At 72.2% G+C, this 14,288-nt stretch carries 1 protein-coding gene; it reads left to right on the forward strand.

What is annotated here, in order from left to right; all coding sequences use genetic code 11:
* Positions 1 to 157: 157 nt before the first annotated feature.
* On the forward strand, positions 158 to 14,288 hold a 14,131-nt coding region (locus tag ABGB17_RS38340; RefSeq protein ID WP_347639221.1), incomplete at its 3' end, for an amino acid adenylation domain-containing protein.

Genomic DNA, 14,288 nt, shown 5'->3' on the forward strand with positions numbered 1-14,288 from the left:
CTCGTTCTTTGAGCTTGGGGGGGACTCGTTGCTGGCCATGCGGCTGGTGGTGCGGGTCAGGGCGGTGTTGGGGGTTGAGGTGACGGTTCGTGAGGTGTTTTCGGGGGGGACGGTTGCGGGGGTGGCGGCTCTGGTTGAGGGGCGGCGGGAGGGGAGGGTGGGGGTTGTCGCTCAGGGGCGGGGTGAGGTGGTGCCGTTGTCGTTCGGGCAGCGGCGGATGTGGGTGTTGGAGCGGTTGGCTGAGGTGGGGGCGGGGGCCGGGTATCACGTGCCGATGGCGTTGCGGCTGTCGGGGGTTTTGGATGTGGGGGCGCTTCGGGGGGCGCTGGGGGATGTCGCCGAGCGGCATGAGGCGTTGCGGACGGTGTTTCCCGAGGTGGACGGGGAGCCTTGTCAGCGGGTGCTCCATGGGGAGCGGGGGCGGCCGGAGGTGCGGGTCCGGCGGGTGGCGGAGGAGGAACTGCCTGCTGTGCTCGTCGCGGCGGCGGGGGAGAGGTTCGATCTGGCGGTGGATCTGCCTTGGCGGGTCGAGCTGCTGGCGTTGTCCGAGTCCGAGTTCGTGTTGTTGCTGGTGGCGCATCACATCGCGGTGGACGGGTGGTCCATGGGGATCATCGCCCGGGACCTGCGGGCCGCTTACGCGGCGCGGCTCTCGGGGGACGCGCCGGGGTGGGAGCCGTTGCCGGTGCAGTACGCCGATTACGCGCTCTGGCAGCGGGAGGTGCTGGGGGATCCCGGCGACCCGGGGAGCGTGCTCGGGGAGCAGCTCGGGTACTGGCGGGAGGCGCTGGCGGGGCTGCCCGAGGAGGTGAACCTGCCTGCCGATCGGGGGCGGCCGGTGGTGGCGTCCTTCGAGGGCGGGGTGGTGCGGTTCCGGGTGGACGGGCAGATCCACGCGGGGCTGGCGGACGTCGCCCGGCGGGGTGGGGCGACGATGTTCATGGTGGTGCAGGCGGCCCTCGCGATGTTGCTGACACGGCTGGGGGCGGGGACGGACATCCCCCTCGGTACGGCCGTCGCGGGGCGGGGGGACCGGGCGCTTGAGGACCTGGCGGGGTTCTTCGTGAACACGCTGGTGCTCCGGACGGACGTGAGCGGGGATCCGACGTTCACGGAGTTGCTGGGGCGGGTGCGTGAGGCGGACCTGGCGGCGTACGCGCACCAGGACGTGCCGTTCGAGCGGCTGGTGGACGAGCTCAACCCGGCGCGGTCGCTGGCCCGCCACCCGTTGTTCCAGGTCATGCTGGTGCTGCAGAACCTGCCGGAGTCCGGCTGGGACTTCCCGGGCCTGACCGTGCACCCGATGAACGCGGAGACGCTGCCGGACGAGGCGGTGCCCGCGCGGTTCGACCTGTCGTTCACGCTGGTGGAGGAACGGGACGAGCGCGGCACGCCCACCGGGATCGCCGGTGACCTGCAGTTCGCCAAGGACCTGTTCGACGAGCCGACGGCCGCCGCGCTGGCCGGCCGCCTGCTGCGGGTGCTTGCCGACGTGGCGGCCGATCCCCAGGTACGCGTCAGCGGCCTCGGCCTGCTGGACGCCGCGGAGCGGCACACCCTCCTGGACACATGGAACGCCACCGGCCGCGACCTGCCGCCCGCCACGCTGCCCGAGCTCTTCGAGGCCCAGGCCCGGCGCACCCCCGGCGCGGTCGCCGTCCACGGCCCGGACGCCACGTGGACGTACCGGGAGCTGGCGGACCGCGCGTCCCGGGTGGCGGAGTGGTTGTCCCGTCGCGGGGTGCGGGCCGAGGACCGGGTCGCGGTGGTGCTGGAGCGCTCGGCCGACCTGGTGGCGATCCTGCTGGGGATCACCAAGGCCGGCGCGGCCTTCGTCCCGGTGGACCCGTCCTATCCCGCGGAGCGGATCGGCTTCATCCTGGACCAGGCGGCCCCGGCGCTGACGGTGTGCACGGCGGCGACCGCCGGTGTGCTGCCCGCGGACGCCGCCCGGGTGCGGTGGGACGACCCGGCCGTGGTGGCCGAGGTGTCCGGCGGCCGGGACGCCGGCCCGGTGGCGGAGGCCCGGAGCCGTGCCGGGGGCGTTGCCCCGCACCCGGCGCTGGCGGCCTATGTGATCTACACCTCTGGGTCCACCGGTACTCCGAAGGGTGTGGTGGTCTCGCATGCCGGTGTGGCGGGGTTGGCGGGGTCGCAGATCGAGCGGTTCGGTGTGGGGCCGGGGTCTCGTGTGTTGCAGTTCGCGGCGTTGGGTTTCGACGCGGCGGTGTCGGAGATCTGCATGGCGTTGCTGGCGGGGGCGACGCTGGTGCTGGCTCAGGCCGATCGCATGCCGCCGTTCGGGCGGGTCGAGGACCTGCTCGCCGACCACGAGATCACCCACGTCACCCTGCCGCCGTCGGTCCTCGGTGGGGTGCAGGAGCTGCCCGCGTGCCTGGGCACCCTGGTCGTCGCGGGTGAGGCGTGCCCGCCTGAGCTGGTGGAACGGTGGGCGGACTCCCGCAGGGTCTTCAACGCCTACGGGCCTACCGAGACCACTGTGTGCGCCACCATGACCGAGGCGCTGGCCCCGGCGCGGGGGCGTGTCGCCGTGCCGATCGGCGCCCCGATCTGGAACACCCGCGCTTACGTGCTCGACGAGTTCCTCCAGCCGGTACCTCCGGGCGTCGCGGGGGAGCTGTACGTCACCGGGCCGGGGCTGGCCCGGGGCTACGCGTCCCGTCCGGGGCTCACCGCCGCGCGGTTCGTGGCCTGCCCGTACGGCGGGCGCATGTACCGCACCGGTGACCTGGCCCGCTGGACCCCGGACGGTGAGTTGTCGTTCGCCGGGCGTGCCGACGACCAGGTCAAGATCCGCGGGTTCCGCATCGAGCCGGGTGAGATCGAGGCGGTCGTCGCCGGGCATCCGTCCGTGGCGCAGGCGGCGGTCGTCCCCAGGGAGGACCAGCCCGGGGTGAAGCGCCTGGTGGCGTACGTGGTCCCGGCCGGCGGGGCGGGCGATCTCGGCGGCGAGGTTCGGGAGTACGTGCGGGGGAGGTTGCCGGAGTACATGGTGCCGGCGGCCTTCGTGGTGCTGGGGTCCTTGCCGGTGACGGTGAACGGGAAGCTGGACAAGGCCGCGTTGCCGGTGCCGGACTATGCCGGGACGCGGAGCCGGGGCGCGGAGACACCGGCGGAGGAAGCGGTGTGCCGGCTGTTCCAGGAAGTCCTGGGGCTGGCCGAGGTGGGGGCGGAGGACTCGTTCTTCGACCTCGGCGGGGACTCGCTGCTGGCGATGCGGCTGATCACGCGGGTGCGCGGGGTGCTCGGCGCCGAGGTCGGGATCAAGGACCTGTTCGCGGCGCCGACCGTCGCCGCGGTGGCGGGCCTGGTCGACCGTGCCGCCGCGGGGGTGCGCGGGGCCGGGCCGGGGGCCGCGGGTGTGCGCGGAGTCGAGCGGGATGCCGACGATGAGGTGCCGTTGTCGTTCGGGCAGCGGCGGATGTGGTTCCTCAACCGCATGGAGCAGGGCGGGGGTGAGGCCGCCTACAACCTCGCGCTGGCGTTGCGGATCTCTGGGGCGCTGGACGTGGCGGCGCTGGAGGAGGCGCTCGGGGATCTGGCGCTGCGGCACGAGTCGTTGCGGACGGTGTTCCCGGAGCGGGACGGCGTCCCGTGGCGGCGGGTCGCCTCCGAACGGCCGGTGCTGCGCCGGCGGGAGGTCGGCGAGGAGGAGCAGGCGGGTGTGCTCGCCGCGCTGACCGTCGAGCGGTTCGACCTGACCCGGGACGTGCCGTGGCGGGCCGACCTGCTGGAACTCGGCGGCGGCGAGTACGTGTTGTCCCTCGTGGCGCACCACATCGCCGTCGACGGCTGGTCGATGGGGGTGCTGGCGCGGGACCTGCGGACGGCGTACGCGGCCCGGCGCGCGGGAACGGCACCGGACTGGCCGGAGACGGAGGTCCGGTACGCCGACTACGCGATCTGGCAGCGGGACACCCTCGGCGAGGCCGAGGACCCGGAGAGCCTGCTCGGCGCGCAGCTCGCGTACTGGCGGGAGGCGCTGGCGGGGCTGCCCGAGGAGCTGACGCTCCCGGCGGACCGGGTGCGGCCCACGGAGGCGTCGTTCCGCGGCGGGTCGGTCCCGGTCGAGGTCGGGGCGCCGGTGCACGCGGGGCTGCTGAGGGCCGCGCGCGAGGGCGGCGCCACCCTGTTCATGGCCGTGCAGGCGGCGCTCGCGATGACGCTCGCCAAGGTCGGCGCGGGCACCGACATCCCCGTCGGCACCCCGGTCGCGGGACGCGGCGACCAGGCGCTCGAGGACCTGGTCGGGTTCTTCGTGAACACGCTGGTGCTGCGCACCGACGTCAGCGGGGACCCGACGTTCGCCGAGTTGCTGGCCCGGGTCAAGGAGACCGACCTGGCGGCGTACGCGCACCAGGACGTGCCGTTCGAACGGCTGGTGGACGAGCTCAGCCCTGAGCGGTCCCTGGCCCGCCACCCGCTCTTCCAGATCATGCTGACCCTGCAGAACGACCCCGGGGCGCGGGCCCGCTGGGAGCTGCCCGGCCTGGAGGTGGCGCCGCTGCCGCAGGACGGCACGGTCAGCGCCCGTTTCGACTTGTCCGTCGGCCTGGCCGAGCACCACGACGAGCACGGCGCCCCCGCCGGCCTGTCCGGCGGCGTCCAGTACGCCGTGGACCTCTTCGACGAGCCGGCCGCCCAGGCGCTCGCCGCCCGCCTGGCCCGGGTACTGGCCCAGGTGTCCGCCGACCCGGCGGTACGGCTGAGCGACCTCGACGTGCTCGACCCGGCCGAGCGGCGCACCGTGCTGGAGGAGTGGAACGCCACCGCGCACCCGGTGCCGTCCACGACGCTGGTGGAGCTGTTCCGTGAGCAGGCCCGCCGCACCCCGGAGGCGGTGGCCGTGCTGCACGAAGGCACGTCGCTGAGCTACGCGGAGCTGGATGCGCGGTCGGATCGGGTGGCGCGGTGGTTGCGGGGTTTGGGGGCGGGTCCGGAGAGCCGGGTGGCGGTGCTGATGGACCGTTCGGCCGACCTGATGGTGGTGCTGTGGGGGGTGTTGAAGGCTGGGGCGTGCTACGTCCCGGTTGATCCTGAGTACCCGGTGGACCGTATCGCGTACATCTTGGGTGATGCGGCTCCGGCGGTGGTCTGTACTCAGGAGTTGTGGGAGGCCCCGGCGACGGTCGCGGCTGTGGCCGCCGAGCCCGCCACCCCGCTGGAGTCGGTGCTTCTGCCCGCTCACCCTGCCTATGTCATTTACACCTCGGGTTCGACCGGTCGTCCCAAGGGTGCGGTGATCAGTCACCGGGCGATCGTGAACCGGTTGTTGTGGATGCAGGACCGGTTCCCCCTGGGGGCGGACGACCGGGTGCTGCAGAAGACGCCGTCGGGTTTCGACGTCTCGGTCTGGGAGTTCTTCTGGGCCCACCTGGCCGGCGCCGGCCTGGTCATGGCCCGCCCCGGCGGCCACCGCGATCCGGCGTACCTGGTGGACGCCGTCGAGCGGTACGGCGTGACGACCATGCATTTTGTGCCGTCGATGCTGGGTCCGTTCCTGCAGCAGGTCGAGCCTGGCCGGTGTGGTGGGCTGCGGCGGGTGGTTTGCAGTGGTGAGGCGTTGTCGGGTGAGCTGGTGGCGGAGTTCGGGCGGCGGTTGGGTGCGGGGTTGTTCAACCTGTACGGCCCGACCGAGGCGGCGGTGGACGTCACCTGGTGGGACTGCTCCCGCATGACCTCCTCCGGTGCGGTGCCCATCGGCCGCCCGGTGTGGAACACCCAGGTCTATGTCCTGGACGACTTCTTGCGTCCGGTACCCCCCGGGGTGATGGGCGAGTTGTACCTGGCCGGTGTGCAGTTGGCGCGCGGCTACGCCGGCCGCCCGGGTCTGACGGCCGAACGCTTCGTCGCTTCCCCGTTCGGGGGACGGATGTACCGCACCGGAGACCTCGCCCGCTGGTCGAACGACGGCGAGCTGCTGTACGGGGGCCGGGTGGACCACCAGGTCAAGATCCGCGGCTTCCGCATCGAACTCGGCGAGATCGAGGCCGTCCTGGCGGCCCACGACGACGTGGCCACGGTCGCGGTCCTGGCGCGTGAGGACCAGCCCGGGGTCAAACGCCTCGTCGCCTACATCGTCCCCCGTGAGGGTGGCGTGGACACAGCCGAGCTTCGGGACCTCGCCGCGAGCAAGCTTCCCGACTACATGGTCCCGTCCGCGTTCGTGACGCTGGACCACCTGCCGGTCACCGCCAACGGCAAGCTCGACCGGGCCGCCCTCCCGGCCCCCGACTTCGGCACCCAAGAGGGCCGCGCCCCCGCCACTCCAGTGGAGGAGATCCTCTGTGGCCTGTTCGCCGAGGTCCTGAGCCTGGACCGGGTGAGCCCCGAGGAGTCCTTCTTCGCCCTCGGCGGCGACTCCCTGCTCGCCATGCGCCTGGTCGCCCGCGTGGGGTCCGTGCTCGGCACCACCGCCGGCATCCGTGACGTCTTCGCGGCCCCCACGGTCGCGGCGCTCGCGCGCCTCGTGGAAGGCGCGGAGGGCAGGGCCCGGCGGCCCGCGCTCGACGTGAGGGAACGCCCCGAGGTGCTCCCGCTGTCCTTCGGCCAGCAGCGCATGTGGTTCCTCAACCGGCTGGAGGAGGCCGGCGCGGGTGCCGCCTACAACGTCCCCCTGGCTCTCCACCTCACCGGCGAGCCGGACACGAGCGCGCTTGAGGCCGCTCTCGGCGACGTGGCCGGCCGCCACGAGACCCTCCGTACCCTCTTCCCGGACAACGGCGGCGTCCCCTACCAGCACATCCTGTCCGGCAAGGCCGGATGCCCGCCCCTCGGCAGGCGCCGGGTCACCCCGGACGAGCTCCCGGCCGCGCTGGCGGACGTGGCGGCCACCCGATTCGACCTGACCCGCGACCTCCCGTGGCGTGCCGAGCTGCTGACCGTCTCCGCCACCGAGCACGTGCTCGCCCTGGTGGCGCACCACGTCGCCGTGGACGGCTGGTCGATGGGCGTCCTCGTGCGGGATCTGCGCACGGCGTACGCCGCCCGCCGCGAGGGCGCCGTTCCGGACTGGCGTCCGCTGCCCGTCCAGTACGCCGATTACGCGCTCTGGCAGCGCGAGGCCCTCGGCGAGCTGGACGACCCGGAGAGCCTCATCACCGAGCAGCTCACCTACTGGCGTTCCACCCTGGACGACCTCCCCGAGGAGCTGACCCTCCCCGCCGATCGCCAGCGTCCGGCGACGGCGTCGTTCCGCGGCGGCACGGTCCCCTTGGAGATCGCCCCTGAGACGCACGCCGGCCTGGCGGAGGCGGCGAGGGCCGGCGGCGCCACGATGTTCATGGCCGTCCAGGCCGCCCTGGTCATGGTGCTGGCCCGTCTCGGCGCCGGCACCGACATCCCTGTGGGGACCGCGGTGGCCGGTCGCGGCGACAGCGCGCTTGAGGACCTGGCCGGGTTCTTCGTCAACACCCTGGTGCTGCGTACCGACGTGAGCGGCGACCCCACGTTCGCCGAGCTGCTGAGCCGGGTCCGCGAGACCGACCTCGGCGCCTACGCCCACCAGGACCTCCCGTTCGAACGCCTGGTGGACGAGCTCAGCCCGGAGCGCTCGCTGGCCAGGCACCCCCTGTTCCAGGTGATGCTGGTCCTGCAGAACCTCCCCGAGACCGCCATCGCCCTCCCGGGCCTGGACGTCCGCCCCGTCGACACCGGCGAGAGCGCCGCCGCCCGCTTCGACCTGTCCGTCACCCTCACCGAACGCCGCGACGACCGGGGCGCCCCCGCGGGGCTCGGCGGCAGCCTGCTGTACGCGGCCGACCTGTTCGACGAGTCCACCGCCCTCACCCTGGCCGCCCGCCTGCGCCGCGTGCTTGAGCAGGTCGCCGCGGACCCCGCCCTGCGGCTGTCCGGCCTCGACGTTATGGAACAGGGCGAGCGCGACGCCGTGCTGCGCGACTGGAACGACACCGCCGAGCCGGTCGCTCCCACCACCTTGCCCGAGTTGTTCCACGCTCAGGTGGCGCGCACCCCGGACGCGCTCGCGGTGCTGGACGAGCGCACGTCCCTGACCTACGCCGAGCTGGACGAGCGTGCCAACCGGACCGCCCGCTGGCTGATCGGCCGCGGCGCAGGCCCGGAGAGCCGGGTCGCGGTGCTGATGGACCGCTCGGCCGACCTGATGGTCGTGTTGTGGGCCGTGCTGAAGGCCGGGGCGTGTTATGTCCCGGTCGACCCGGAGTACCCGGCCGACCGCATCGACTACATCCTCGCGGACGCCGCCCCCGCCGTGGTGTGCACCCAGGAGATGTGGGACGACCCCGAGACGTCCGCCCGCGTGATGTCCCACTCCGGCGCCCCGCTCGACTGGGCCGTGGCCCCCGACCACCCGGCGTACGTCATCTACACCTCGGGCTCCACCGGTCGTCCCAAGGGTGCGGTGATCAGTCACCGGGCGATCGTGAACCGGTTGTTGTGGATGCAGGACCGGTTCCCCCTGGGGGCGGACGACCGGGTGCTGCAGAAGACGCCGTCGGGTTTCGACGTCTCGGTCTGGGAGTTCTTCTGGGCCCACCTGGCCGGTGCCGGCCTGGTCATGGCCCGTCCGGGCGGGCATCGTGACCCGGCGTATCTGGTGGACGCCGTCGAGCGGTACGGCGTGACGACCATGCATTTTGTGCCGTCGATGCTCGGCCCGTTCCTCCAGGAGCTCACGCCGGGCCGCTGCCCCGGTCTGCGCCGGGTGATCTGCAGCGGCGAGGCCTTGTCCGCCGAGCTGGTCGCCGGGTTCCACCAGCGCTCCGACGCCGAGCTGTTCAACCTGTACGGCCCCACCGAGGCCGCCGTGGACGTCACGTACTGGGACTGCTCCCGCGAGTCCCCCTCCGGCGCCGTCCCCATCGGCCGCCCGGTGTGGAACACCCAGGTCTACGTGCTGGACGACTTCCTCCGGCCCGTACCTCCCGGCGTGATCGGCGAGCTGTACCTGGCGGGTGTGCAACTGGCGCGCGGCTACGCCGGCCGCCCGGGTCTGACGGCGGAACGCTTCGTGGCTTCCCCGTTCGGGGGGCGGATGTACCGTACCGGGGACCTGGCTCGCTGGAGCGCTGACGGTGAGCTGCTGTACGGGGGCCGGGTGGACCACCAGGTCAAGATCCGTGGCTTCCGCATCGAACTCGGCGAGATCGAGGCCGTCCTGGCGGCCCACGACGACGTGACCACGGTCGCGGTCCTGGCCCGTGAGGACCAGCCCGGGGTCAAACGCCTCGTCGCCTACGTCGTCCCCCGTGAGGGCGGCGTGGACACAGCCGAGCTTCGGGACCTCGCCGCGAGCAAGCTCCCCGACTACATGGTCCCGTCCGCGTTCGTGACGCTGGACGAGCTCCCGGTCACCGCCAACGGCAAGCTCGACCGGGCCGCCCTCCCGGCCCCCGACTTCGGCACCTCAGCGGGCCGCGCCCCGGCCACCCCCGCCGAGGAACTGCTCTGCACCCTGTTCGCCGAGGTGCTGGGTCTGGACAGGGTGGGTGCCGACGACTCGTTCTTCGAGCTCGGCGGCGACTCGATCATGTCCATGCTGGTCGTCGCCCGCGCCGGCCGTGCCGGTCTGACCATCAACGCCCGCCAGATGTTCGATCTGCGCACCCCGGCCGCCCTCGCCAGAGTCGCGGACACCCCGGCGTCCGCCCCGGCCGTCGAGGAACCGAGGACCGGTGTCGTCCCGCTCACGCCGTTCATGCGGGAACTGGCGGAACGTTCCGGGCCGGCCGCGCTGACCGGGTCGTTCACCCAGATCATGGTGGTGCAGACGCCCCCGGACCTGGAACTCGCCCGTCTCGGCACCGCCATGCGGGCCGTGCTCGACCACCACGACATCCTCCGCGCCCGCCTCGACACGGACGGCTCCCACCTGGAGATCCCGCCCCCGGGCTCCGTCACCCCGGCCGTCACCCGCGTCGACGCCGCCGCATGGCCCGCTGCCGACTGGCCCGCCGCCCTGCGCACACGGGCCGAACACGAAGCCACCCTCCTGTCTCCGCGGGACGGCCGCATGGTGCGCGCCGTGTGGTTCGACGCCGGCCCCGCCACCCCGGGCCGCCTGTTGCTGGTGGCCCACCACCTCGTCATCGACGCCGTCTCCTGGCGGATCGTCCTGCCCGACCTCGCCGCCGCCTACGAGTCCGGCGACCCCGATCTCGGGCCGGCCGGGACGTCGTTCCGGCGGTGGGCCGACGCGCTGGCCGGACAGGCGGCCGGTGCGGAGCGGGCCGGTGAACTGGAGGCGTGGACCGGGATGCTCGACGGGCCGGTCGCCGTCCTCGGCGAACGGGAGCCCGATCCGGCGGTGGACACCGTGGCCGGGGGGATGCGGCAGGTCTCCCTCCAGGTCCCCGGCACGGCGGAACTGCTGAGCAAGGTGACCTCGGCGTTCCACGCCGGGATCGCGGACGTGCTGCTGGCCGGGTTGGTCGCGGCACTGGACGAGTGGCGCCGAAGGGATGGGCGGACGCTCGCCGGCGGGGTGGTGGTGGACGTCGAGGGGCACGGGCGGGTGCCGCTGACCGACGACATGGATCTGAGCAGGACCGTCGGGTGGTTCACCAACTCGTACCCGGTGCGGCTGGACCCGGGCACGGTGGATCCGGCGCTGGTGCGGACGGGCGAGCCGGAAGCGGGGCGGCTGCTCAAGCGGATCAAGGAGCAGGTGCGGGCCGTTCCCGGGGACGGGCTCGGATACGGCTTGCTGCGGTACCTCAACCCGGAGACCGCGCGGGTGCTCGCCGGGATGCCGGTGGGACGGGTCCGCTTCAACTACCTCGGCCGGTTCACCCCCGCCACGGAAGGCGGCGGTCACTGGCAGCCGGACCCCGCGACGGTCCTCGGCGGGACCGTCGACCCCGGCATGGCGCTGACCCACGTCCTGGAGGCGGGTGGGCTGGTCAGGGACCTGCCTGACGGTCCCGAGCTGACCGTGACGTTGTCCGCTCCCGCCGGGCTCGTCGACGACTCCACGCTGCGGGGGATCGCGGCGGGCTGGTCGGCGATGCTCGAAGGGCTGACCACGCATGCCGCCACGTCCGGCGGCGGCCACACCCCGTCGGACTTCCCGCTCGTCACCCTCAGCCAGCCGGAGATCGAGCGCCTCGAAGCCGACGTTCCCGGCCTGGTGGACGTGCTGCCGCTGTCGCCGCTCCAGGAAGGGCTGCTCTTCCACTCCCGTTACGACACCCACGACGTGTACGTGAGCCGGCGCGTCCTGGAGTTCGACGGCACCCTCGACCCTGCTCTTCTCCGCGCCTCCGCCCAGGCGCTGCTGAACCGGCACACCGTGCTGCGTTCCGGGTTCCGCCAGCCGGAGGATTCGCCCCGGCCCATCCAGGTGGTCGTCCGGGACGCGGTGCTGCCCTGGCGCGAGGCGGACCTCACCGGCATGCCCTTTGACGGCCAGGTTGAGGCAGGCGTCACCGGCCCCTCTGGGGACGGCTTGGCTGAGGCGGGTGGCGCCGCTGGCGGGCTCACTGAGGCTGATCGTCGTCGGCTGGCTGAGGTCGACCGTCTGGCCGAGGCCGATATGGCGCGGTTCGACCTCGCGGAGCCGCCGCTGCTGCGGATGCTGCTGGTGAAGCTGGACGGCTCGCGGTACCGGCTCGTCATCACGATGCACCACATCGTGCTGGACGGGTGGTCCTTCCCCGTCCTCCTCGACGAACTGGCCCACATCTACGCGGCCGGCGGCGACGCCTCCGGCCTTCCCCCGGCGGTCCCGTATCGCGACCACCTGGCCTGGTTGGCCCGCCAGGACGCGGATGCCGCCCGGGACGTGTGGCGGCGGGCGCTCGCCGGGGTCACCGAGCCGACCCTCGTCGCGCCTGTCGCACCCGACGCCGAGACGGTTCCGTCCCGCCATGTGACCACACGGCTGGGGGAGCCGCTGACTCAGGGCTTACGCGACCTGGCGCGGGCGCACGGGCTGACGGTGAACACGGTCGTGCAGGGGGTGTGGGCGGTCCTGGTGGGGACGCTGACCGGGCGCAGCGACGTGGTGTTCGGGGCGACCGTCTCCGGGCGTCCCGCTGATCTGCCCGGGGTCGAGCGGATGCTCGGTCTGTTCATCAACACCGTGCCGGTGCGGGTCACTTTGGAGCCCGCTTCGCCGTTCGTGTCGTTGCTTGCCGAGCTGCAGGTGCGGCAGTCGGAGCTGATCGCTTACCAGCATCTCGGGCTGGCGGACATCCAGCGGGCGGCCGGGGCGGGGGCGTCGTTCGACAGCCTGCTGGTTTACGAGAACTATCCGCATGACGCGCAGTCCCTCGCCGGTCCTGGCGGTCTGCGGGTCGTCGACGGGGAGGACGCGGCGCACTACCCGCTCACCTTGATCACCGTTCCTGGGGACTCGCTGGGGCTGCGGCTGGACTACCGGCCTGACGTGTTCGATGAGGCTGCGGTGCGGGTGCTGGCCGGGAGGCTGGAGCGGGTCTTCGCGCAGGTGGTGGCCGATTCTTCGGTGCGGGTCGGGGCGTTGGACGTGCTCTCCGACGAGGAGCGGTGGGCGGTTGTCGAGGGGTGGAACGCCACTCGGCGTCCGGTGGGTGGGGTGTCGTTGGCGGGGTTGGTGGAGGAGCGGGCCGCTCGCACGCCTGACGCCGAGGCGGTCGCCGGCGGCGGGGTGCGGTTGACGTATGCGGAGTTGGAGGTGCGGGCCAATCGGGTTGCTTGGTGGCTTTTGGCGCGGGGGGTTGGGCTTGAGGGGCGGGTTGGGGTGGTGATGGAGCGGTCGGTGGATCTGGTGGTGTTGCTGTTGGGGGTGGTCAAGGCTGGTGCGGCGTATGTGCCGGTGGATCCTGCTTATCCGGCGGAGCGGGTGGCGTTGATGGTGGAGGGGGCGGCGCCTGATCTGGTGATCGCGGAGTCGGGTACTGCTGATGTGGTTTCTGGTGCGGTGTTGTGGGATGACCCGTTGGTTGTCGCGCAGGTGGGTGCTCAGTCTGGTTCGGCGCCTGGGGTGGCGGTCTGTTCGGGGTCGTCGGTGTATGTGATGTTCACGTCGGGTTCTACCGGGGTGCCGAAGGGGATCGTGGCCACGCATGGTGGTGTGTGTGGTCTGGTGACTGATGGTGGGTGGGGGGTGGGTGCGGGGGATCGGGTGCTGATGCATGCCCCGCACGCGTTCGATGCCTCGACGTATGAGTTGTGGGTTCCGCTGGTTCATGGGGCGACGGTTGTGGTTGCGCCTGCTGGGGTGGTGGACGCGGCCATGGTCGGGAGTTTGATCGAGTCGTATGAGTTGTCGCATGTTCATGTCACTGCTGGGTTGTTCGGTGTTTTGGCTGAGGAGTCGCCGGGGTCGTTGTGCCGGTTGAGTGAGGTGTTGACCGGGGGTGATGTGGTTCCTGCTGGTTCGGTGGGCAAGGTGTTGGCGGTGTCGCCGGGTTTGCGGGTGCGTCATTTGTACGGTCCGACCGAGGTGACGTTGTGCGCGACCACGTACGTCGTCGCTCCTGGTGCGAAGGCGCCGGAGGTGTTGCCGATCGGGGGGCCGCGGGACAACACCTGCACTTATGTGCTGGATGAGTTCTTGCGTCCCGTCCCGCCGGGTGTGGTCGGTGAGTTGTATGTCGCCGGTTCTGGTCTGGCGCGTGGTTACGACGGCCGGGCGGCGTTGACCGCGGAGCGGTTTGTGGCTTGCCCGTTCGACCAGGGTGTCCGGATGTATCGCACTGGAGACCTCGCCCGGTGGACGGCGTCGGGTGCGTTGATGTTCGCCGGTCGTGCTGATGATCAGGTCAAGATTCGTGGGTTCCGTGTGGAGCCGGCTGAGGTCGAGAGCGTCGTTGCCTCTCATCCTGCTGTGGGGCAGGTCGCGGTGATCGCTCGTGAGGATCTGCCTGGGGTGAAGCGGTTGGTGGCGTATGTGGTTCCGGTGGGCCGCCGTTCGCAGGCGCCGGATTCGCCGTACCACGTCCCGCCGCGTCGGCGCCAAGAAGGAACGACGTACAGCGGTGGGGAGGGTGCGGCCCTGGCGGGTGCCGATTCCGTCCTCGCTGGTCAGGATTTCGATCTCGCGGGGCGGGATCTTGGTGAGGTGGTGCGGGAGTACGTGGGGGGGCGGTTGCCGGAGTACATGGTGCCGTCGGTGGTGGTGGTGCTTGAGGCGTTGCCGGTCACTGTGAACGGGAAGCTCGATCGGGGGGCGTTGCCGGTTCCTCAGTTCGGAGGGGTGGGGGGGCGGGAGCCGGCTACGGCGGTGGAAGTGGTGCTTTGTGGGGTGTTTGGTGAGGTGCTGGGGCTGGAGCGGGTGGGGGTGGATGACTCGGTCTTTGAGCTTG

This window comes from Sphaerisporangium sp. B11E5, assembly GCF_039871875.1.
Lineage (GTDB): Bacteria > Actinomycetota > Actinomycetes > Streptosporangiales > Streptosporangiaceae > Sphaerisporangium.